Here is a 22,465-nt window from a genome sequence, read left to right on the forward strand (position 1 = left end):
ATTATAATGAGGGTATCAAGTTTATAGGGGGATAAGTATGTCATTCTTAGAAAAAGCAACAGTGGAAGGATGTCCACAGTTCTACAAAATAAATCCAAAGGCAAGAGCCTATACGTTTAAAGATTATGGTTTCCAAGTCACACCTTCAGGCAATTTACAATTGGTGAGACCATTAGATATCACACCTCAAGCAAAGCAAAGTCCAAAGTTAAAAATAACAGTGGCAAAAGATTTAAAAACGTTAAAAATGTCTTTAACAACGCCTAATGGATTAAAAGCGATTAATATTTTTAAATCAGAGGACCAAAAAGATAAACAAGAGCAATTTTATTACATTATGGATGATTTAATGTCATTTGATTGTATCGAAAAAGCTTAAACCAAAAGAAAAGAATTGTCTTATGACAGTTCTTTTTTTGTGTTAAAGAGATGATTTTATTAAGCAAAAACGCTATAATGTAATAACTGAAAAAAATACGACCTTCAAATCGTAGTAGATTTTCAGAATCTATAAAAAGAAATGATGGTGAGAAATTTGACAGATAATAGTCAAATTAAAGTAGTAGTTGGTATGAGTGGTGGCGTAGATTCTTCAGTAACTGCCCTAATACTAAAAGAACAAGGATATGATGTAGTTGGAGTCTTTATGAAAAATTGGGACGATACGGATGAAAATGGTGTCTGTACGGCAACTGAAGATTACAAAGACGTGGCGAAAGTAGCGAATCAAATAGGTATCCCTTATTATTCTGTGAATTTTGAAAAAGAATATTGGGACCGTGTATTCGAGTACTTTTTAGCTGAATACAAACGTGGTAGAACACCAAATCCTGATGTCATGTGTAACAAAGAAATTAAATTTAAAGCCTTTCTAGATTATGCCATGCAGCTTGGTGCTGATTACGTGGCGACAGGTCACTATGCGCAAGTTGTGCGTGACGAAAAAGGAATATCTCATATGTTACGTGGGGTAGACCAAAATAAAGATCAAACGTACTTTTTAAGTCAACTTTCTCAAGAACAATTATCTAAAACAATGTTTCCACTTGGACATATGGAGAAAAAAGAAGTTCGTGAGATTGCCGAAAAAGCTGGACTTGCAACTGCTAAAAAGAAGGATTCAACAGGTGTTTGTTTTATTGGTGAAAAGAATTTTAAAGAATTTCTTGGGGAATATTTACCAGCACAACCTGGTAAAATGATCACGTTAGATGGTGATATTAAAGGCAATCATGCTGGATTAATGTACTATACCATTGGTCAAAGACAAGGATTAGGAATCGGTGGAGGTCAAGGTGAATCGAGTGAACCGTGGTTTGTTGTAGGGAAAGAGTTATCAACAAACACTTTATATGTAGGACAAGGATTTCATCATGAAAACTTGTATTCAACACACCTTGAAGCAAGTGAAGTACATTTTACTGTTGATACACCAAAACCAAAAGAATTTAGATGTACAGCTAAATTTAGATATCGACAACAAGATATTGGTGTACGTGTGGTATTGTCAGATGATCAAACACAAGCAACCGTTTATTTTGATGAACCAGTAAGAGCAATTACCCCAGGACAAGCCGTTGTTTTTTATGATGGGATGGAATGTTTAGGTGGCGGATTAATCGATGCGGCATTTTATGAAGATAAACAACGTCAGTACATTTAATTAAAAAAGGTGTTGACAGAATGTTTTTAATACGATATAGTTCTGTGTGTAAGAAAAATAGATTAGTTAGGTGAGGCTCCTATACAAACATAGGCTACTGCCCAAAAATGTCGAGAGACGCCAATGGGTATAACAGAGATGATCGATATAAGGTTTTCTTTAACGTAGCTAAAGTTCTTTGTAACTTTTACGTTGTATAGTGCTAAAACTCAACGATTGGATCTCACAAGTTTATTTAATGTGTCTTTATGCCTTTCGTCGAGTTTTTGGACGGAAGGATTTTTTGCGTTTTCTAATCAATCAAAGGAGGGTTAACTGTTTTTTTTAAAACTATTATTCTTATAAAAAATAACACACAAAGGAGATGGAAACACATGGAAGATAGTAGTCACGGTCGAAGTTACAAGGGTCATGTAGAGTGGGAAATAAAAAAAGTTTATTATTATCTATCTGTTTCTACCTCAGAGAGATAAGTTGATAGCTTGTAACCACTTCTCAAAAGGACCCAATAAAAAGGGGGAATACACATGATTCATACAAATATGAGTGGCATACTCTTTTTTATGATCGGGTGTTTCTTATGGACACAACAAGTGGGAAAGAAGGTTACAACAATGGAAAAAAAAGAAGTAGCAAACTACAAATTTTTTGCACAAACTAGTATTGATAAATTATTTTCAACATTTAAAACAAGTCTTAGTGGTATAAATAACAATGAAGCAGAAGTATTAAGAGATGAGTACGGTGAAAATGTTATTTCACATAAAAAGAAAACACCCTTTATTATTGAAGTATTAAAAGCATATTTTACACCGTTTACTACCGTATTATTAGCTTTAGCTATTATTTCGTTTATTACAGATTATGTGATTGTTCCAGCTGATGAAAAAGATTTAACTGGCGTATTAATTATTGTAGCAATGGTGCTGTTAAGTGGCACAATGACACTTGTTCAGTCAGTTAAGTCAAATAATGCGGCTGAAAAATTAAGCAATATGGTCAAAGTCACAGCGACAGTTCTTAGAAAAGGTGAGGAAGTTGAGTTACCTATCGAAGAAATTGTGTGTGGCGACATTATTAAATTATCAGCAGGAGATATGTTACCAGCAGACGTTAGATTGATTCGTACAAAAGATTTGTTCGTCTCACAAGCTGCTATGACTGGTGAAAGTTATCCTGTTGAGAAAAAAGACACATTTACTATGAGAAACAAAGACACAGAAACAGATTATGAAAATATTGCATTTATGGGAAGTAACGTAGTAAGTGGTAGTGCAATAGGTTTAGTTATTGCTGTTGGAAATGGCACATTATTTGGTCAAATTGCGAAAGATGTGTCCGAAAAACACACGATTACTAGTTTTGATGTAGGGATTTCAAAAACATCTTGGTTATTAATTCGTTTCATGATGGTGATGGCACCAACAGTATTCTTGATTAATGGTTTAACAAAAGGTGATTGGTTAGAAGCATTTCTTTTTGGTCTATCTGTTGCAGTAGGATTAACACCTGAAATGCTACCGATGATTGTGACAACGAACCTTGTAAAAGGTGCGTCAACTATGGCAAAAAAAGGAACAATCATTAAAAATTTAAACTCTATTCAAAACTTTGGTGCCATCGATGTGTTGTGTACAGATAAAACAGGAACCTTGACACAAGACAAAATCATTTTAGAGTATCATTTAGATGTTGATGGAAAAGAAGATGATAGAGTTTTAAGACATGCCTTCTTTAATAGTTATTATCAAACAGGTTTAAAAAACTTAATGGATAAAGCAATTATAGAATCAGCTGAAGAAGAGTTAAATATGAATGTCAATGCGTATAAAAAAGTCGATGAAATTCCATTTGATTTCCAACGTCGTCGTATGAGTGTGGTGATTGAAGATGCGTTTGGCAAAACGCAAATGATTACAAAAGGTGCCGTTGAAGAGATGCTTGACGTATCAAGTTATGTTGACTACCGTGGTAGTGTGGTTCCTTTAACAGAAGAAATCAAATCAACTATTTTAAAAACAGTAGACGAGTTAAATGAAGATGGATTACGTGTGATTGCGGTTGCTCAAAAAACAAATCCAAGTGTAGTTGGTGAGTTTTCTGTCAAAGACGAAAGCGACATGGTATTAATTGGATACCTTGCTTTCCTTGATCCACCAAAAGAAACAACGAAAGACGCTTTAAAAGCATTAAAAGAACATGGTGTTGGTGTTAAAGTATTAACAGGGGACAATGCTTTAGTCACTAAATCTGTGTGTAAACAAGTCGGATTAGAAGATGAAGAGTTAATTACAGGATCTGAGATTTCTCGTATGAATGATGTAGAATTAAAAGTCATTGCAGAAAAATACAATATTTTTGTTAAATTAACACCGTCTCAAAAAACACGTTTAGTAAAAGTATTACGTGATGCTGGTCACACTGTTGGCTTTATGGGTGATGGTATCAATGATGCACCTGCTATGAAAGAAGCTGATGTAGGTATTTCAGTAGATACAGCCGTTGATATTGCTAAAGAAAGTGCGGATGTTATTCTATTAGAAAAAGACTTAATGGTGTTAGAACGAGGTATTTTAGCAGGACGTACAACGTTTGGTAACATTATGAAATATGTCAAAATGACAGCAAGCTCAAACTTCGGAAATATGTTCTCCGTTGTTGTTGCCAGTATTTTCTTACCGTTTTTACCAATGTTACCAATTCAACTGCTATTCTTGAATTTAATTTACGATATTTCTTGTATGTCAATTCCATGGGATAATATGGATGCCGATTATTTAGAAGAACCTAAAAAATGGGATGCAAGCCGTATTGGGTCATTTATGAAATGGCTTGGACCTACAAGTTCAGTGTTTGATATTACTACGTATGCTTTAATGTATTTTGTCATTTGTCCAGCAGTGGTTGGTGGCTCATATCACACATTAGGAGCTGAACAACAAGCATTGTTTATTGCTGTATTCCATGCTGGTTGGTTTGTTGAGTCATTATGGTCTCAAACATTAGTTATTCATACATTAAGAACACCAAAATTACCATTTATTCAAAGTAGAGCATCATTTATTTTAACAACGATTACGTCTATCGGTATTGCAATTGGTTCATTCTTACCATTTACAGCGTTTGGTCAAGATTTAGGATTGATGCCATTACCAGGGCAATACTGGATTTATTTAGCACTGACTATCGTTGCTTATCTAATGCTAGTAATGGTTGTTAAAAAAATCTATGTAAACCGTTTTGGTGAGCTATTATAATAGAAATTTAAAAAGAAACGAGTGATAACTTGTTTCTTTTTTTTTAACACGATAAAATAGATAAGTCGTAAGATTTGTCAATTTAGACATTTTCACATAGTCTATAAGTAAAGTGTAAAAGAAGGGCGGACAAATAGATGTATCAAGTTATTCAGACTTATAGTGAAGATGAGCCTTGGTGGTTTTTTGAAGAATGGGAAAAAAATATAAAATCAGAAGAGGTTTTTGATAAATTTCATGATGCAGAACAAGCATTTATGAAACAATATGATCAATTAAAACAAGACTACGAAGAAGTAAAATGTAAAGATCCTTATTTAGTCGCTTTTTGGAACGATGAAGAATACGTATATTGTGAAGACTGTGATGAAGATTTACAAGCATACAGAGGATTAATGCTGGTAAGTGAGTACAAAAAATTAGATTTAGGAGATAATAACTCAGATGAAGCAACTGGTAATAGCAGAAAAACCAAGTGTTGCCAGAGATTTAGCCAAAGTGCTAGGGGCAACCAAGAAAACTAAAAATTATATCGAGGGCGATAAATATATCGTGACTTGGGCTTTAGGTCATTTGCTTGGCTTAAAGATGCCTGAAGATTATAACAAAGATTGGGCAGAGTGGAACATGAATACCTTACCAATGATTCCTGAACGAGTAGGGATAAAACCACTACCTAAAACACGTCCACAATTAAAAGCAATTAGTCAATTAGCTAATCGCAAAGACGTATCTGAAGCCATTATCGCAACTGATGCAGGACGTGAAGGAGAGCTAGTTGCACGCTGGATTTTACAATTTGTCAAGTTCAAAAAGCCGGTGAAACGTTTATGGATTTCTTCTCAAACAGATAAAGCCATTAAACAAGGATTTAAACAATTAAGACCGAGTAAAGAGTATGATAATTTATATTATTCAGCTGTGGCTCGTGCCGAGGCTGATTGGTTAGTTGGGTTAAATGTGACACGAGCGTTAACTGTAAAATACAAAGACAGTTTATCAGCAGGACGTGTTCAAACACCGACGCTAGCGATGGTTAGACAACAAGAAGAAGTCATTGAGAAATTTAGACCGGAAACCTATTTTACGCTAGACGCTGAATATGATGGTGTCATAGGACATTTGCAATTAAAAAATCCTAGACAGTATAAAGAGAGACAAGCATTAGAAGATTTAGTCGCATCATTTGATGGAAAATCGTTAATGGTTGACGAGATTCAAGTGAAGGAAAAAACAGAGCATGCACCGCTTCCTTATGATTTAACAGAAATTCAGCGTGAAGCAAATCAACGTTACCAATATTCTGCTAAAAAAACACTGTCAATTATTCAACGTTTATATGAAACGCATAAAATTGTCACGTATCCACGAACTGATTCGAAACATTTGACGACCGACATGAAATCAACAATGAAAGAACGTTTGACTGCTGTTACTCAAATGTCACCAGAATTAGTGAAACGACTTGTTAAAGATGGTGCAGTAGTAAAACAGCAAAAAGTGTTCCAAAATGCAAAGGTAACTGATCATCATGGATTGATACCAACAGAACAATCGGCTCGCCTTGAAAAATTAGACAATGATGAGTTGAAAATCTATCGCATGATTGTAGAACGTTTCTTAGGCTTGTTTTTACCGCCATATAAAGTATCAATTGAAACGATTACAGCTAAAGTAGACCAATCAGCGTTTGTCTTTAAACAACAACGTGTCCTTGAAACTGGATGGAAACAATCAGAAGAAACAGCCAAACAATCTGTTGTTTTTAAAAAAGGAGCTGCAATCAAAGCTGTTTATAAGATTAATAAACAACTGACAACTCCACCAAATCCATTATCAGAGGGAACGTTACTTGGAAAAATGGAAAAACATAATTTAGGAACACCCGCAACACGTGCCGAAATTATTGAAAAATTAATCAGTTCAGATTTAATTGAACGTCAAACCAATCGTTTAGTGGTTACAGCAAAAGGAAAACAACTATTACAATTAGTTAATCCATCACTTGTCACACCAGAGCTGACACAACAATGGGAGCTTTCTTTAGAAAGAATTGCGAATGGTGATCTTAAACATCAAGTATTTATAAAAGATATTGAAAAAGAAACTACTCGTTTAGTTAAAGAAATTAAAATGAGTGAAGAAAAGTATGTCGATCATTCATTAACCAATAAAACCTGTCCAGATTGTGGTAGCCAATTAAAAGAAAAAAATACAAGAGATGGCAAAATCTATGTATGTAGCAGTGAGACTTGTCATTACAAACGACGTAAAGATCCAAAAGTATCCAATAAGCGTTGCCCGCAATGTAAAAAGAAAATGATGATATTAGAAAATAAAAATGGATCATATTTTAAATGTGGTGGCTGTCAATACACAGAAAAAATGCAAAGTGGCTCAAAAGGTAAGAAAAAAATCTCGAAACATGAAGAAAGAAAATTGATTAAAAAATATAATCAAGCAGAAGAGATGGAAAGCCCACTTGCGGCAGCTTTAAAAGCAGCAATGAAAGAAGACTAATAAAAAAGGAATGACACAAGGGTTATCACCTTACTGTCATTCCTTTTTATTATATGTTTAATACTTTATTTAAGAAGTCTTTTGTACGGTCATGTTGAGGATTTTCAAAGACTTGTTCAGGTGAACCATCCTCTAAGAAATTACCCCCATCAATAAACATCACACGATTTGCCACTTCTTTAGCAAATCCCATTTCATGAGTGACAATCACCATTGTCATCCCTTGCTCAGCTAAATCTTTCATAACGTTTAGCACGTCTCCTACCATTTCAGGGTCAAGTGCTGATGTTGGTTCATCAAAGAGCATAATATCAGGATTCATGGCTAATGCTCGGGCAATGGCAACACGCTGTTTTTGTCCTCCTGATAAAGAGTCTGGATAGCTATCTTTTTTATCAGCTAAGCCAACTGATTCAAGTAAACTAATTGCTTTTTCATTTGCTTCAGCTTTAGATAATTTACCCAAGTCAACAGGAGCAAGGGTCACATTTTCTAAAATGGTTAAATGAGGAAATAGATTGAAATGTTGGAAAACCATTCCAATGTGTTGACGGACTTTATTGATGTTAGTATTTTTGTCAGTCAAATTAGTTCCATCCACAATAATATTTCCACTCGTAATTTCTTCTAATTGATTTAAGCAACGAAGAAACGTGCTTTTCCCAGAACCTGATGGGCCAATGATACAGACCACATCGCCTTTTTTGATAGAAACATTAATATCGTTTAATACAGTGTGTTCATCATATTTTTTTACTAAGTGCTCAACTAATATTTTTTCAGCCAATTAGTTCACCTTCTTTTCTAAAACTTTTGCTAATTTTGTTAATGTTGTAATCAAAATCAAATAAATCAATGCGATAGTAAAGTAAACCATCGTACTTTGTAAGTTTCGTGCCACAATAATTTTACCTGATTGAAGTAATTCAATTAAACCAATTGATGATAGAATGGTTGTATCTTTTAGAGAAATAACAAATTGATTAACAAATGATGGAATCATGATTTTAATGGCTTGAGGTAAAATAATCTTTTGCATTGCACGATGATACGAAAGACCTAAACTTCTAGATGCTTCCATTTGCCCTTTAGGAACAGCATTTATCCCACCACGTACGATTTCTGATAGATAGGCACTTGAGTTTAATGTTAGTGTGATGATACCAGCTAAGAAGACAGGAATATTAAAACCTAAAATCCCTGGCATACCAAAGTAAATGAAGAAAGCTAGCACCATAAGTGGAATACCACGAATAATATCCACATAGATTGTTGCGATAAGACGTAGCACTTTTGATGGTGAAACACTAAATAATCCAATTAAAATACCGATAATAAGTGCTAAAACAAATGATACTAGAGTTAACTTAATTGTCATCCATAGTCCATCGAGTAAACTTTTCCAGTTATTTTTTAAGAAACCAGTAAAACTTGTTTCGTCAACAACGGTTTCTTCTGTACTTGTATCTTTTCCAGTTGAAATATATTTATTGATAATTTTGTCGTACTCGCCAGACGCTTTTAAATTCTTAAGACCAGCGTTGAATTTTTCCAATAATTCTTGATTCTGCCCTTTTTTAACGGCAAATCCATAGGCACTACCAGTCTCTTTTTCACCAACTAATTGAAGAGCTTGCCCATTTGTAATGGCATATCCTAAAACAGGGTAATCATCAAATATGGCAACAGTTTCGCCATTTTCTAATGATTTATACAGTCCAGTGGCGTCATCAAAGTTTTTGATTGTATAACCATATTTTTTTTGATTCTTTTCTAAGAAAGTCGCACTTTCAGTTCCAACTTTTGCAGCGACCGTTTTTCCTTTTAAATCGTCATAACTTTTGATTGAGTTATTTCCTTCTTTAACAGCCATTGAAATACCGCTATCAAAATAAGGATCAGAAAAATCAAATGATTTTTTTCGTTCCTCGGTAATACTCATACCAGCAACCATACCATCCGCTTGATTTGATTGGACAGCTTGTACCGCACTATCAAATCCTAAAGGTTTTAAATCCACTTTAAATCCTTGATCTTTCGCGATAGCATTGATTAAGTCAACGTCAATCCCAATATATGTTCCACTTGAATTTTGGTATTCAAAAGGGGCAAAGGTTAAATCAGTTCCAATTGTGTAAGTTTTTTCTTCTGCTTTGACGTTGACTCCAAAAACTAAAACAACTAAAGAGGCAAGTAAAGCTACGAATGAAAATAAAGAATATTTATTTTTCATAAAGTTTCTCCTTTTTTTCTATTTTTTTCATTATAATTTAAAAAAACAGAAAAACACAAATTTTATGTCAGATTATCTTACATGAAATTTGTGTTTTTACAAAAAATACCAAAAAACGGTTTAATTTTTACACTAATATCTATATACAACTTCTGCACCAAATGGCATCAGTGCTAATTTTGCCAATTTAAAAGATTGTTTTCCAAAAGGAATCCCAATAATGGTGATGCATAAAAGTATACCGCTAGTAACGTGGACAATGGCTAATGGAAGTCCTGATATGATAAGCCAGAGTATATCAACAACAAATGAGATACCACTTCCATTGTAAACAATGTCTTTTCCAAAAGGCCAAAATGAAAGACCAGCAATTTTAAAGCATTGAAGTCCTATTGGAATCCCAATAATAGTAATACACCACGTGCACCCAGCGATAAACCAAGAAATTCCACCAGCAAATCCTCCAAAAATTAACCAGATAATGTTTCCTAAAAAAGTCATTGTCATTCTTCTTTCTAAAATATGATAGATTAATAAAAGCATTTTGTTCATCATTCTGATAGAATGTAGTTAATCGATTATAACATAGACATATAATGTATACAAAAGGGGAAATGATAGTGGAAAATATCTTTATGACATTTATTACCTATTCCATTGTAGGATGGCTGTGGGAAAGTTTTTATTGTTCGTTAAAAGCGCGACATTTTGTGTATCGAGGCTTCTTATTAGGCCCATATTGTCCTGTTTATGGGTTTGGTGTGACAGCTGTCTTATTACTTGTCCCAGACAAATCAGGTACACTTTTAAATCTTTATTTTAATTCTGTTGTGATTGTGACTATTATTGAATTTATAACAAGTTGGTTACTAGAAACATTATTTAATATGTCATTGTGGGATTATAAAAATGTTCCCTTTAATATTGAAGGACGGGTAGCTGTCCCTGTTTCAATGTTCTGGGGAGTGGGATGTTTGTTCCTAATTAAAGTGATTAATCCAGTCATACAAGATGGCATTACAAACTTTATACATGCAACTAACAATATTGGACCCATTATTTTATTTGTTTTATTTACGGTAGATGTTATCTCAACATTAATTTTTACAGCGACTACGAAAAAAGAAGTTGCTTCATCAATTGATACGAGTGATAAGGAAAATGCTGGTATTAAAGAATATCGGTTAAAACACTTATTTGAAAACAAAGAATCAGACCATAATAGATTGAAAGTTTTACAAGACTTGAAAAATAAACCACTGAAATTAAAACATCACAATCTAAATCGTTTGCTTAAAAACTATCCAAATTTAAAATTAAAAAAATAGGGTTAGGCCTATTTTTTTTGTTGCTCATAAATGAAGTGGCTATGTTATAATGGTTCTATTACATAAAAAGAGGTATGGTATGAATAATAATGATCGGTTAACGCGTTTAAGATACGCACTTGATATTAAAGATAATGATATGGTCGAGCTTTTTTCATTAGGTGGCGTGACTGTTACAAAAGAAGAGTATTTATCAATGTTAAATAAAATAGATGACGACTTATATGAAAACATGTTAGAAGATGAAATGTTTGAGCGATTTTTAAATGGCATGATTATGTCACAGCGTGGGAAAAAAGATGATGACAAGGTAGTCTATGAATTGCATGAAGGAAATGCAAATAATGTCTTTTTAAAGAAAATAAAAATTGCATTATCTCTTACAACTGATGATATGCTTCATTATTTAGATGAGGCAGGGGTGAGTGTTTCCAAAAGTGAATTAAGTGCTTTTTTAAGAAAAGAAGGACATCGAAATTACAAAGTATGTGGAGACAACTACACAAGACATTTTTTAAAAGGCTTAATGACTGATTATAGATAATGATTATTTTAGGAGGTGACTTATGCGTTTTGTCATTGATGGGGATGGGTCTCCGGTAAAAAATGAAGTGATCCAATTAGGAGAAACGTATCAAATTCCTGTTGTTATCGTGACAAGTATTGATCACTACACAAATAAAATTTATCCAGACTTTATTGAGTTTATTTACGTAGATAAAGGAAGTGACAGTGCTGATTATCGTATCGTAAAAGAAGTAGAGGATCATGATATTATTATTACTCAAGATTATGGTTTGGCTTCTCTTTTACTAACAAAACCAGTACGAGTATTTCATCATAGCGGACAAGAGTATACAACACGCACGATTGATACATTACTTAATCAACGTTTTATAGGTAGTCAAATGCGTAAAGCAGGAAAGAAAACAAAAGGTCCTAAAGCATTTACCCAAAAAGATAAAGAGATATTTATTGGGAAAATGTTGGATATTATTAAGACCAAAAATAACCTTGGCTAAAAAGTTAAGGTTATTTTTATTGACATGTTCAAAAAATACAGGTATAGTCATTTTAATAAAAAGATTAAAACACGATGAGAAAGAAAGTAAGATAGTGATATTTTCCATTAGAGAGTCTTGGTAGCTGAAAAAAGACGTTAATAAAACTATTTGAAAATGGCTTTTGAGTGGACTTTCTAACATGATTGAGGAAAGTACGGCTTGTTCCGTTAGAAAACAGCAGTCTCCAATATTAAAGGGTACTGTTAGAGGTTGCTTTTGTGAAAAAGCAACAAATTAAGGTGGTAACACATGTCAATTATGTCCTTAGATATCAATCTAGATATCTAAGGATTTTTTATTTTTATATAATAAGGAGGAAAAATGATGAGTGAAATTCCGTTTCGTTATGATCAAGTAGGAAGTTTATTAAGACCAAAAGAATTAAAAGAGGCTAGAAAAAAATTTCAAAATGGTCTATTAACTAAAGAAGAACTAACTACGATAGAAGATGTTGAGATTATTAAAGTTATAGAAAAACAAAAAAAGATAGGCCTAAAAGCAGTCACTGATGGTGAGTTTAGAAGAAGATGGTGGCATTTGGATTTTATAGCTGGGTTGAATGGTATTACAGTTTATGATTTCGTAACGACAGCTTTTGGTATCACTACAGAAGCTCAAGGAACTTATGTTTCCGGGAAATTGTCATACAATAATCTGCATCCTTTTATTCATCATTTTAAATTTACCAAAAAGCATGCAGGTAATGATGTCGTTGCTAAACAAACAATTCCTGGACCAAACATGATTTACTTAGATTCATTTATACTATCTAAACAGTATAATGAAAAACCTGTTTATTCAGATAAGGACGGTTTTGTTGAGGATTTAATTAAAACCTATCAAGATGTCATTCTAGCATTTTATGAAGTAGGATGTCGTTATCTTCAATTAGATGATACTAGTTGGGGAGCACTTTTTGATGACCGTTTTAGAGAATTAATTAAAAATAATGGTTATGATCCGGATGAACTCATTCAAGAATTTGGAGATATTACAGAAAAAGTTTTAGAAAATAAACCGACAGATTTAGATATTACATTTCATTTTTGTAAAGGGAATTTTCAATCAAAATGGTTATACAACGGTTCATATGAAATGATAGCAAAAAGATTATTCAGTATTGAAGCGTTTTCTGGTTTCTTTTTAGAGTTTGATGATGAACGTTCTGGCGGTTTTGAACCACTGAGGTTTATTGGTAATCAAAAAGTAGTTTTGGGTCTAGTCACTACTAAAACACCAGAATTGGAAGATAAAGAAGTCATCAAAAATAGAATTATTGAGGCAAGTAAAACAGTGCCACTTGAGCAGTTATGCTTGAGTCCACAATGCGGATTTTCATCAACACATGAAGGAAATAAAGTGACTGAAGACGACCAATGGAAAAAATTGTCATTAGTAATTGATATTGCCAAAGAAGTGTTTTAAGAAAGGAAGAGAGACATGACAATTATTGATACGATCAATCAACTAAAACAAAGAGAATGGGTTGACTTGACACACACATTATCAAAAAGTATTCCATACTTTTCTGCATTTTCACCAATGAAAGAAAAAACATTATTTACAATAAAGGAAGATGGCTTTTATGCGAAAGAATATACTTTGGCAACGCAATATGGTACTCATATTGATCCACCAGGTCATTTTTCTGAAGGCAGTGGTTTGTTAGATGTTTTAACATTAAAAGATGGGATTTTGCCATTATATGTGATTCACAAAGAAAAAGAAGTTGAGAAAAACTCAGATTATGAATTGACGGTAAAAGATATTCAACATTTTGAGAATGAAAACGGAAAAATCGAAGCAGGAAGTTTTGTTGCATTTTCAAGTGGTTGGTCAAAAAAATGGGAGGATCATGAAGCATATTACAATAAGGATGATAAAGGGCAAGCACACACTCCTGGTTGGTCAATAGAGGCGTTAAAATTTTTGCATGAAAAACGCAATGTTCGAGCTATTGGACATGAGACACTTGATACTGATAGCGGAAAAGCATTTTTTGAAAATCAAGCGTTGTTAGGAGAATTATACTGGTTATCTACCGGAAATTTTCAAGTGGAAGCTTTAAGTAATTTGTCTAATGTACCAAGTAGTGGTAGTGCTATTGTAATAGGTATTCCTAAAATAGAAGAGTCTCCAGGATTTAGCGTCCGAGCTTTTGCTATTATTTAAATTAGATATTAAAACAAAAAAGACAAAGTGTTGACATTGATCATTACATTGTCTTTTTTGGGCTTTGATAAGCTTTTTAAGAATATATTTTTGTACTTTGTAAAAAGAATTGAGAATTAACATAATGATAGATTTTTTTAGAAAAATCAAAAGCTTCTCCTGAGGATAAGTAAAATAACTCGTCAATTAATAATCCTGGATCACCTTCTTTTAATTCTAATAGATCACTTTCATCTTTATTTAATTTTATGACATGGATATATTTATCTGAAAAACTAATATTTAATTTCAAAGCTGTTTTACAGTAATCAAAAATAGAATGCTCTGCTATTTCAACATTTAAGTAAGGGATGATCGTTTTATTGTAATAGGATTCTTCTATACAGAGCACTTGGGAATTGATATATCGCATTCTCTTAACATAATAAACACTCTCTTTATCATCTAAACTTAAATGCTCTCTAACTTCCAATGGTGGAATGACTTCACTAAGTTTTAATACTTTAGATGTAATATCAAATTCACCTAAATCAGCTGTAAACCCTTGATTTTCACTGAAATTAATATAGCCTTTTCTTTTTTTCTCCTAACAAATACACCACTACCTTGTATTTGGTAGATAATTCCTCGTTTTTCTAATAAATCCAATGCTTTAACAATAGTACTTTTACTGACATGATAAGTCTCTATCAATTCTTTAAAGTTTGGTAACCTACTACCATGGTTTAAGTTGTTTTCAACAATTGATTCCTCAATTAATAATGCAATTTTTTCGTATTTTAACATCATAATAATTCCCTCATTTATATCCCCTAAGTTTTGTTACGATAGTTTTCTTTATTTTATCACAAAAAAATAAAAAAGATAGGCATTGACAAATTGTGCATGCACAATTATTATTTGTATATAAAGTTTAGAGAGGAAGGCGAATCATGAGTAAAGTGAGAGACTATTCAAAGTTGGCACAAGATATTGTTGAAATACTCGGTAAAGATAATATTTTAAATGCTACACGTTGTGCAACAAGATTAAGATTGGTGTTAAAAGATATTCCAACTGATGCAAAAGAAAAAATTTCAACATTACCTGGTGTTATATCGGTCGTCATAAATAATGGACAATTTCAAATAGTGATTGGTCCACACGTAGGGGAAGTGTATGATGCGTTTACTGAATTAGTAAATGTTGATACAACTGAGGAAGAACCAAAAGGAAGTATTCTAAATCGTATAATTGCTACGATGTCTGCTGTATTTGCACCATTTGTTTATATTTTAGCCGCAGCGGGTATTCTACAAGGTGCACTTATCTTGATTAATTTAGCTTATCCTGCCTTTGCGACAACTGATACTTATCGTGTTTTTAGTTTCATTTCTTGGGCACCGTTTACATTCTTGCCTATTTTTATCGCAATTACGGCATCCAAGCATTTTAAAGTAAATACATATATCGCTGTGGCAATATCAATGGCACTTGTGTCACCTGATTGGACAACAATGGCTGGAGAAATTGCATCCGGAAAACATTTAACATTTTTAAATATTCCGCTGAGCGAGACCGTTTACACTTCATCTGTACTACCACCGCTTATTATGGTTTGGCTATTGTCTTATTTAGAAAAATTTGTAGAGAAAAGATTGCCGGGAGTTGTTAAGCCATTACTTACTCCTCTGATTTGTATGGTTATCATGGTTCCTGTGACTATTTTAGTATTTGGCCCGGCATCAGCTTTCCTTGCAAACGGTATCGCAAATGGTTATAACAGTTTAGTACAAGTGGCACCTCCCCTAGCAGGCGCATTAATCGGTGGATTCTGGCAAGTAGTTGTTATTTTTGGGGTTCATTGGGGAATTACGCCAGTTGTTATGGCAAACTTTGATATGTATGGAAGAGATTCATTCCAAGCATTTCAAACCATTGCAGTCGTAGCACAAGTAGGAGCTGTTTTAGGAGTGTTCTTGAAAACTAGAAACAAAGAACTTAAAGGGGTGTCGTTATCAGCCTTTATTACTGGTTTGTTTGGTATAACAGAGCCAGCCATCTATGGTGTAACACTTCGATTTAAAAAACCATTTATTTTTGGCTGTATATCTGGAGCAATCGGTGCGATAGTTGCTAGTTTCTTCAATCCATACTATTTTGCTTACGCTGGGTTACCAAGTTTATTAACGGTTGTTAATGGAATTAATAGTGAGTTTCCAACTTCATTCATCGGAATCGTAATTGGATGTCTGATTGCACTTGTTGGTTCAGCTGCATTAGTCATGATTTTCGGATTTGGTGAAACAAATGAAACAGATAAAGAGTTAAGTGAAGACATTGAAGGAAAAGTAAAAAAAGAGACATTAGTTAATTATGATATGCCAACCCCAATTATTGGAGAAGTCATGGCTTTAACTGATGTACCAGACGAAGTATTTGCTAGTGGTGCGATGGGGTCTGGAGTTGCCGTTAAGCCAACTGATAATAAAGTTTATGCCCCATTTGATGGTGTTGTAACGATGGTGATTGATTCAAAACATGCCATTGGTTTAACGAGCGATACTGGAATCGAATTACTGATTCATGTTGGATTAGATACTGTTAAATTGGAAGGAAAACCATTTAAATGTCATATTGTTCAAGGTCAATCTGTTAAAAAAGGTGACCTGCTATTAGAATTTAATGCAGAAGAAATCGAAGAAGCGGGTTATTCATTAATTACGCCAGTTATTATTACGAATTCTTTTGAATTTAAATCTATTCAAACAGAGGAAAATAATATAGTTAATGTAAACGATAGTCTTTTAAAATTTAATTAGAGGTGATAAAAATGGATAAAAACTTTTTATGGGGTGGCGCATTAGCTGCTCATCAATTCGAAGGCGGATGGAATCAAGATGGAAAAGGACCAAGTGTTATTGATGTTATGACAGCAGGCGCACATGGTGTACCAAGAGAAATTACAGACACAATTGAGGTAGATAAATTCTATCCAAACCATGAAGCAATTGATTTTTACAATCGGTATAAAGAAGACGTAGCATTGTTTGCTGAAATGGGATTAAAGTGTTTAAGAACATCTATTGCGTGGTCACGTATCTTTCCAAATGGAGATGAAGACACACCAAATGAAGCTGGGTTACAATTTTATGATGATTTATTTGACGAGTTATTAAAAAATGGTATCGAACCAGTTATTACATTGTCTCATTTTGAAATGCCGTTGCATTTAGCTAAAGAGTATGGTGGATTTAGAAATCGTAAAGTGATTGACTTTTTTGAAAAATTTGCGATTACATGTTTTGAGCGTTATAAGAATAAAGTAAAATACTGGATGACTTTTAATGAAATCAATAACCAAATGGATACAAATAATCCTATCTTTTTATGGACAAACTCTGGTGTAAGTGTGGCAGAGGGTGAAAATGCGAAAGAAGTCATGTATCAGGTTGCTCATAATGAATTAGTTGCTAGTGCTAAAGCAGTTATTGCTGGTAAAAAAATAAATTCTAATTTTGAAATAGGTTGCATGGTCTCTCATGTTCCAATTTATCCCTATTCATGTAATCCAGCTGATATTATGGCTGCTGAAGAGGCGATGCATCAACGATTCTTTTTTGCTGATGTTCATGTACGTGGTTACTACCCAAATTATGCCATGAAAGAATTTGAACGTGAAGGATACAATTTGGATATTCGACCAGAAGATTTAGAAATATTAGCTAAGGGAACAGTTGATTATGTTGGATTAAGTTATTATATGTCAACAGTTGTTAAAGCTGATGTGAATAACGATAACCTAGGTAATGTGGTGAATGGTGGATTACCAAATAGTGTAGAAAATCCATATATCGAAATAAGTGATTGGGGATGGGCAATTGATCCTGAAGGCTTACGTTATGGTTTGAATCGCTTGTATGATCGCTACCAAATCCCATTATTTATCGTAGAGAATGGATTTGGCGCAATTGATGAACTAACTGAAAATAATGAAGTGCACGATCAAAATAGAATTGACTATTTAATGAAACATATTGAAGCCATTAAGACTGCGATTGACTATGATGGCGTTGAAATCATGGGCTACACACCATGGGGGATTATTGATTTAGTGTCCTTTACAACTGGTGAAATGAAAAAACGCTATGGAATGATTTATGTTGACCGCGATAATGAAGGAAATGGTTCGATGAATCGTTATAAAAAAGATTCGTTTGATTGGTATAAAAAAGTGATTGAAACAAATGGAAAAGAGCTTTAAACAAATGGAAAAGAGCTTTAAACATAAAAAACTATTAGTCTGTACTGGCTAATAGTTTTTTAATGGCAATTAATTAACCTATTTTTTAAAGTGTGTTATCCTACTATATAAGAAGAGCTTCATATAGGAGGAAAAAACATGGGAGACAATAAATCTGCCAAAACAAATCAGTCTGAAACAAAATTTATTAAGTATATCAGTTGGATTGCAACGATTACAGCAATTCTAATGTATGTATCGTACATCCCGCAAATAAGTAATAATTTAGCTGGAGATAAAGGTAGTCCTGTTCAACCCTTAGTTGCTGCAATTAATTGTTTACTTTGGGTTGTGTATGGTTTTTTTAAATCACCAAGGGACTGGCCACTTGTTTTAGCTAATTTTCCTGGTATCGTCTTTGGACTTCTTACTTTTTTTACTGCTTTGTAGTAAAAAACTTAGATTAAACCAAAAAATTTGAAAATTGACGTAAATTTGCCTTGGAATAGTTATAATATGAAAAGAGTCTATGACTTAAGTAGTATTATATTGTTTCAGGGGGTTGGATCAATGGATATTTTAGAGATAACAAGTATCATTGGGACGATTGCTTTTTCGTTTTCTGGAGCACTTGTTGCCATAGAAGAAAAATATGATTTATTAGGGATTGCAGTATTAGGATTTGTCACGGCATTTGGTGGTGGTGCGTTAAGAAATTTGATTTTAGGATTATCAATGGATATTTTTTGGAGTCAGACAACACTGTTTTATGTGTCATTTGCAACGATTGGCATTGTTTATTTATTTCCAAAAAGGTTATCTTCAATGAAAATGCTAGAACTTATTTCTGATGCGATTGGATTAGCGGCATTTAGTATTCAAGGGGCTTTATATGGCTTGGGAATTAATGGTCATATTGGACCTGTTATAATGGCGGCACTTCTGACTGGTACAGGAGGAGGATTAATACGTGATCTTCTTGCGGGAAAAAAACCAAGTGTGTTATGTGCTGAAATATATGGTAGTTGGTCGATTTTAATAGCAATCGCTCTTTATGTGTATCGTCCAACACATTCATTAGTGTATCTTTTTATCATTGTGTTAACAGTGTTACTAAGAGTTGTTGGGTTAACATATGATTGGAACTTACCGAAGTCTAAATTTAATAAACATGATGATGACAATAGCCACCCAACTCTAAAAATTGACTTATAAAACGTTGCGTGATATATTTTACAGATAATATAGACTAAAGACGTTATATAGAATCATAAAGTGTTAAGTTGAAAACAATTGATTGATTTTTCAATTGTTTTCTTTTTTTATGATGATTTTAGTAAAAAGGAGAGTCAAAAGTGAGTATTTTAGAGATTGATGACTTAAAGTATGAATTACCAGATAAGATGCTTTATGAAAATGGATCACTTCGTTTAAATAAGGGTGAACATCTTGGTTTAACAGGAAAAAATGGGGCAGGAAAATCAACTTTATTAAAAATGATTCAAGGTGAGATTATGCCTGATGAAGGTCGGATTGTTTGGCAAAATAATATAACGATTTCCTATTTGGAGCAACAATTAACCTATAGTGAAGGTGACACAATGTTTGATTATTTAAAACAAGCATTTAGTCATTTATATAAAATTAGTGATGAAATCCAAGAGATGTATGAAGAGTATGCCACAACTTATGATGATGAGTTACTTGAAATAATTGGGAAAAAACAAGAAAAACTTGAAGCCAGTGATTTTTATTCAATAGAAACACAAATCGAACAAGTTGCAAATGGACTAGGATTGACTGCAATTGGTTTAGATAAAGAAGTGGCTAAGTTAAGTGGTGGACAACGTTCCAAAGTTAGTTTGGCAAAATTATTACTAGAAAAAGCAGATGTGTTTTTACTAGATGAGCCGACAAACTACCTAGATGTTTCACATATTGACTGGCTATCAGATTATTTAAATCAATTAGATAGTACTTATATCGTGATTTCTCATGATAGAGACTTTTTAAACAACGTAACGACATGTATTTGTGACATTGATTATCATACGTTGACGAAATACAATGGTAATCTAGAAGCTGCGATGAAACAAAAACAAGCAAAAGCAGAACAACATCAAAGAGATTATGAAAAACAACAAAAAGAAATTGATAAATTGGAAGCTTACGTTAGAAAGTATAAAGCCGGAAGTCGTTCGAATATGGCAAAAAGTCGTGAGAAACAGTTAAATAAAATTGATAGACTGGCTGCGCCACCAAGTGGTAAACCAGGTAAATTTGAATTTCCATATGAAATGAGCCATAGTCATTTGGTTCTTGAAACAAATGATTTATCAGTAGGTTATGAGTTTCCTTTATTAGAAGACATTAATTTCAGACTTCATAAGGGTGAGAAAATTGCGATTAAAGGATTTAATGGGATTGGAAAATCAACTTTATTAAAAACGTTAATCGGTGAGATAGATAAACTGTCAGGAACGATTGAAATTAGTAATGATGTGAAGATTAATTACTTTTCACAAGATTTAAATTGGGAACACCCAAACCAGTCAGCAATTGATTGGTTACAAGTTGTTCATCCAAAATTATCTAATAAAGAAGTGCGTCGTGTTCTCTCAAAAAGTGGGATTAATGATGATAATATGAGTAAACCTTTATCCCAACTTAGTGGGGGAGAGCAGTGTAAAGTGAAATTGTGTCACTTGACTTTAATCAAGAGTAACTTATTAGTACTTGATGAACCAACCAACCATTTAGATCAACAAAGTAAAGATGCATTAAAAGAAACACTGAATCAATTTGAAGGAACGGTGTTACTTGTTTCTCATGAGATGGACTTTTTGGAAGACTTAGTAGATCAAGTTTATGATGTTGCATTAGGAAAAATGATGTAAAACGTAAGACCTCGAGAAATTGAGGTCTTTTTTTAATGCACAAAATTGTATTTTATTTTAATATCTATACGATTTTTGTGTTATACAAGTGAAACAATTAATTAACAATACATTAAAATACGATTAATGTTTGAAATAACGAGTTTGTAAACGTTGTATTAACAAAGTTTATAGAACCTATAAATAAAACCAATAGTAAGATAAAAAACAACAAATTGTATGCGTTTACATTAGTTGGTACAGTATGAGTGTAGTCACAAAGAAATAAATGAGGTGAATAAAAATGATAACAGTATCAATCGCCGGAGGTTCTCAACCAGAGATTTTAACGTTGGTAAACGAAGCGAAAAATCGTTTTAAAGAAAGTCTGAATTTTGTTGTATTTGACCAAACAGAAGATATAGGAAATTCAGATACGTGGGAATATATCCACTGTAAAGACGAGGCTGAAATAGTTCAAAAGGCAGTGCAATATGTAGCTGATGGACATGCTCAAATTCTCCTCAAAGGTATTATTCAAACACATACATTATTAAAAGAATTACTAAAAAAAGAGTATGGCTTAAAAACGCAATCTGTTTTATCACACGTTGCCATGGTAACAGTTCCTTCCAAAGATAAAACATTTCTGTTAACTGATTGTGCAATGAATATCACACCAGACACTCAAACAATGATTGAAATTGTTGAAAATGTGAAATCTGTTGGACACAAAATTGGATTAGATCATCCTAAAATCGCGTTACTAAGTGCGGCGGAAAATTACAATCCAAAAATGCCATCATCGGTATTAGCGACTGAAGTAACAGAAGCATTTAAAGATGAACAAAATGCCACAATATTTGGACCAATATCATTTGACTTAGCAATGTCTAAAGAAGCAGTTGAGCACAAACGATTCGTTGGACCAATTATGGGGGATGCGGATGTATTGGTTGTGCCACAAATAGATACAGGAAATAGTTTATATAAATCACTGACACTATTTGCTGACGCGACAGTCGGTGGAACAATCGTTGGGACAAAAGTTCCAGTGGTATTGACTTCAAGAAGTGATACAACGGCAAGTAAACTTGACTCTTTAGAGTTTGCCATGAAACAAATTTAGA

At 33.2% G+C, this 22,465-nt stretch carries 21 protein-coding genes, 1 riboswitch and 1 other annotated feature; of the genes, 16 read left to right on the forward strand and 5 right to left on the reverse strand.

From position 1 onward, the window contains the following. Positions 1-37 precede the first annotated feature (37 nt). From BW731_RS10875 to BW731_RS10895, 5 genes are all read left to right on the forward strand, one after another. Positions 38-379, forward strand: a complete 342-nt coding sequence (locus BW731_RS10875; protein WP_079348116.1) for a cysteine desulfurase — start codon at positions 38-40, stop codon at positions 377-379. Positions 380-535: 156 nt separating this feature from the next. Continuing rightward, on the forward strand, positions 536-1,663 hold the full coding sequence (gene mnmA, locus BW731_RS10880; protein ID WP_079348118.1) for a tRNA 2-thiouridine(34) synthase MnmA: 1,128 nt from the start codon (positions 536-538) through the stop codon (positions 1,661-1,663). Positions 1,664-1,718: 55 nt separating this feature from the next. Beyond that, a riboswitch (M-box (ykoK) riboswitch) is annotated at positions 1,719-1,891 on the forward strand. 386 nt (positions 1,892-2,277) lie between these two features. Then, complete coding sequence (gene mgtA / locus BW731_RS10885) at positions 2,278-4,920, forward strand: magnesium-translocating P-type ATPase (protein WP_079348637.1); 2,643 nt, start codon at positions 2,278-2,280, stop codon at positions 4,918-4,920. Between the two features lie 137 nt (positions 4,921-5,057). Further along, on the forward strand, positions 5,058-5,444 hold the full coding sequence (locus tag BW731_RS10890; RefSeq protein WP_079348120.1) for a DUF1033 family protein: 387 nt from the start codon (positions 5,058-5,060) through the stop codon (positions 5,442-5,444). Then, positions 5,365-7,440, forward strand: a complete 2,076-nt coding sequence (locus tag BW731_RS10895) for a DNA topoisomerase 3 (protein ID WP_079348122.1) — start codon at positions 5,365-5,367, stop codon at positions 7,438-7,440. Before BW731_RS10890 ends, BW731_RS10895 begins: the two co-directional genes overlap by 80 nt. Positions 7,441-7,489: 49 nt before the next feature. On the opposite strand, the gene BW731_RS10900 is transcribed toward BW731_RS10895, so the two are convergent. The 3 genes from BW731_RS10900 to BW731_RS10910 form a co-directional block, all read right to left on the reverse strand. Next, the gene (locus BW731_RS10900; protein ID WP_071456725.1) at positions 7,490-8,227 is read right to left on the reverse strand and encodes an amino acid ABC transporter ATP-binding protein; all 738 of its coding nucleotides are present in this window, start codon (positions 8,225-8,227) and stop codon (positions 7,490-7,492) included. Next, the gene (locus BW731_RS10905; protein WP_079348124.1) at positions 8,228-9,673 is read right to left on the reverse strand and encodes an amino acid ABC transporter substrate-binding protein/permease; all 1,446 of its coding nucleotides are present in this window, start codon (positions 9,671-9,673) and stop codon (positions 8,228-8,230) included. A 132-nt stretch (positions 9,674-9,805) separates the two neighbouring features. Beyond that, on the reverse strand, positions 9,806-10,174 hold the full coding sequence (locus BW731_RS10910) for a YccF domain-containing protein (protein ID WP_079348639.1): 369 nt from the start codon (positions 10,172-10,174) through the stop codon (positions 9,806-9,808). Between the two features lie 113 nt (positions 10,175-10,287). Here BW731_RS10910 and BW731_RS10915 point away from each other — a divergent pair, with 113 nt between their 5' ends. From BW731_RS10915 to BW731_RS10935, 5 genes are all read left to right on the forward strand, one after another. Further along, positions 10,288-11,001: a putative ABC transporter permease gene (locus tag BW731_RS10915; RefSeq protein ID WP_233120463.1), complete on the forward strand. Its 714-nt coding sequence runs from the start codon at positions 10,288-10,290 to the stop codon at positions 10,999-11,001. Positions 11,002-11,080: 79 nt separating this feature from the next. Beyond that, positions 11,081-11,545, forward strand: coding sequence for a YehS family protein (locus tag BW731_RS10920; RefSeq protein ID WP_079348126.1), 465 nt, complete (start codon positions 11,081-11,083; stop codon positions 11,543-11,545). A gap of 22 nt (positions 11,546-11,567) precedes the next feature. Beyond that, positions 11,568-12,023 carry a YaiI/YqxD family protein gene (locus BW731_RS10925; protein WP_079348128.1) on the forward strand — a complete coding sequence of 152 codons (456 nt, stop codon included), beginning with the start codon at positions 11,568-11,570 and terminating at the stop codon, positions 12,021-12,023. Positions 12,024-12,088: 65 nt separating this feature from the next. Beyond that, positions 12,089-12,334 (forward strand) — a binding site (T-box leader). A 55-nt stretch (positions 12,335-12,389) separates the two neighbouring features. After that, positions 12,390-13,490 (forward strand): 5-methyltetrahydropteroyltriglutamate--homocysteine S-methyltransferase, encoded by a 1,101-nt coding sequence (locus BW731_RS10930; protein WP_079348130.1) that lies wholly within the window; start codon positions 12,390-12,392, stop codon positions 13,488-13,490. 15 nt (positions 13,491-13,505) lie between these two features. Further along, positions 13,506-14,237 carry a cyclase family protein gene (locus BW731_RS10935; protein WP_198931942.1) on the forward strand — a complete coding sequence of 244 codons (732 nt, stop codon included), beginning with the start codon at positions 13,506-13,508 and terminating at the stop codon, positions 14,235-14,237. A gap of 76 nt (positions 14,238-14,313) precedes the next feature. On the opposite strand, the gene BW731_RS12885 is transcribed toward BW731_RS10935, so the two are convergent. Continuing rightward, a complete protein-coding gene (locus tag BW731_RS12885) occupies positions 14,314-14,709 on the reverse strand; it encodes a UTRA domain-containing protein (RefSeq protein ID WP_233120464.1) in 396 nt (131 codons plus the stop codon). Positions 14,710-14,762: 53 nt separating this feature from the next. Continuing rightward, the gene (locus BW731_RS12890) at positions 14,763-15,026 is read right to left on the reverse strand and encodes a GntR family transcriptional regulator (protein ID WP_233120469.1); all 264 of its coding nucleotides are present in this window, start codon (positions 15,024-15,026) and stop codon (positions 14,763-14,765) included. Between the two features lie 143 nt (positions 15,027-15,169). On the opposite strand from BW731_RS12890, the gene BW731_RS10945 reads away from it, so the two are divergent. The 6 genes from BW731_RS10945 to BW731_RS10970 all read left to right on the forward strand — a co-directional run bounded on the left by BW731_RS10945 (position 15,170) and on the right by BW731_RS10970 (position 22,464). Beyond that, a complete protein-coding gene (locus BW731_RS10945; protein WP_079348132.1) occupies positions 15,170-17,038 on the forward strand; it encodes a beta-glucoside-specific PTS transporter subunit IIABC in 1,869 nt (622 codons plus the stop codon). Positions 17,039-17,049: 11 nt separating this feature from the next. Continuing rightward, on the forward strand, positions 17,050-18,480 hold the full coding sequence (locus tag BW731_RS10950) for a 6-phospho-beta-glucosidase (protein WP_079348134.1): 1,431 nt from the start codon (positions 17,050-17,052) through the stop codon (positions 18,478-18,480). Positions 18,481-18,618: 138 nt separating this feature from the next. After that, positions 18,619-18,909 carry a SemiSWEET family transporter gene (locus BW731_RS10955; protein ID WP_079348136.1) on the forward strand — a complete coding sequence of 97 codons (291 nt, stop codon included), beginning with the start codon at positions 18,619-18,621 and terminating at the stop codon, positions 18,907-18,909. Between the two features lie 120 nt (positions 18,910-19,029). Next, on the forward strand, positions 19,030-19,674 hold the full coding sequence (locus BW731_RS10960; protein WP_079348138.1) for a trimeric intracellular cation channel family protein: 645 nt from the start codon (positions 19,030-19,032) through the stop codon (positions 19,672-19,674). Positions 19,675-19,814: 140 nt separating this feature from the next. Further along, a complete protein-coding gene (locus BW731_RS10965) occupies positions 19,815-21,356 on the forward strand; it encodes an ABC-F family ATP-binding cassette domain-containing protein (protein WP_079348140.1) in 1,542 nt (513 codons plus the stop codon). A 283-nt stretch (positions 21,357-21,639) separates the two neighbouring features. Continuing rightward, on the forward strand, positions 21,640-22,464 hold the full coding sequence (locus BW731_RS10970; protein ID WP_079348142.1) for a phosphate acyltransferase: 825 nt from the start codon (positions 21,640-21,642) through the stop codon (positions 22,462-22,464). The last annotated feature ends 1 nt before the right edge of the window (position 22,465 follow it).

The sequence above is a fragment of the Vagococcus martis genome, assembly GCF_002026305.1.
GTDB lineage: Bacteria > Bacillota > Bacilli > Lactobacillales > Vagococcaceae > Vagococcus > Vagococcus martis.

Excerpts from the sequence above, each read along its gene's own strand:
- BW731_RS10875 (WP_079348116.1), top strand. The coding sequence starts at position 38 with ATGTCATTCTTAGAAAAAGCAACAGTGGAAGGATGTCCACAGTTCTAC.
- mgtA (WP_079348637.1), top strand. The coding sequence starts at position 2,278 with ATGGAAAAAAAAGAAGTAGCAAACTACAAATTTTTTGCACAAACTAGT.
- BW731_RS10890 (WP_079348120.1), top strand. The coding sequence starts at position 5,058 with ATGTATCAAGTTATTCAGACTTATAGTGAAGATGAGCCTTGGTGGTTT.
- BW731_RS10895 (WP_079348122.1), top strand. The coding sequence starts at position 5,365 with ATGAAGCAACTGGTAATAGCAGAAAAACCAAGTGTTGCCAGAGATTTA.
- BW731_RS10905 (WP_079348124.1), bottom strand. The coding sequence starts at position 9,673 with ATGAAAAATAAATATTCTTTATTTTCATTCGTAGCTTTACTTGCCTCT.
- BW731_RS10910 (WP_079348639.1), bottom strand. The coding sequence starts at position 10,174 with ATGACTTTTTTAGGAAACATTATCTGGTTAATTTTTGGAGGATTTGCT.
- BW731_RS10915 (WP_233120463.1), top strand. The coding sequence starts at position 10,288 with ATGATAGTGGAAAATATCTTTATGACATTTATTACCTATTCCATTGTA.
- BW731_RS10920 (WP_079348126.1), top strand. The coding sequence starts at position 11,081 with ATGAATAATAATGATCGGTTAACGCGTTTAAGATACGCACTTGATATT.
- BW731_RS10925 (WP_079348128.1), top strand. The coding sequence starts at position 11,568 with ATGCGTTTTGTCATTGATGGGGATGGGTCTCCGGTAAAAAATGAAGTG.
- BW731_RS10930 (WP_079348130.1), top strand. The coding sequence starts at position 12,390 with ATGAGTGAAATTCCGTTTCGTTATGATCAAGTAGGAAGTTTATTAAGA.
- BW731_RS10935 (WP_198931942.1), top strand. The coding sequence starts at position 13,506 with ATGACAATTATTGATACGATCAATCAACTAAAACAAAGAGAATGGGTT.
- BW731_RS12890 (WP_233120469.1), bottom strand. The coding sequence starts at position 15,026 with ATGATGTTAAAATACGAAAAAATTGCATTATTAATTGAGGAATCAATT.
- BW731_RS10945 (WP_079348132.1), top strand. The coding sequence starts at position 15,170 with ATGAGTAAAGTGAGAGACTATTCAAAGTTGGCACAAGATATTGTTGAA.
- BW731_RS10950 (WP_079348134.1), top strand. The coding sequence starts at position 17,050 with ATGGATAAAAACTTTTTATGGGGTGGCGCATTAGCTGCTCATCAATTC.
- BW731_RS10955 (WP_079348136.1), top strand. The coding sequence starts at position 18,619 with ATGGGAGACAATAAATCTGCCAAAACAAATCAGTCTGAAACAAAATTT.
- BW731_RS10960 (WP_079348138.1), top strand. The coding sequence starts at position 19,030 with ATGGATATTTTAGAGATAACAAGTATCATTGGGACGATTGCTTTTTCG.
- BW731_RS10970 (WP_079348142.1), top strand. The coding sequence starts at position 21,640 with ATGATAACAGTATCAATCGCCGGAGGTTCTCAACCAGAGATTTTAACG.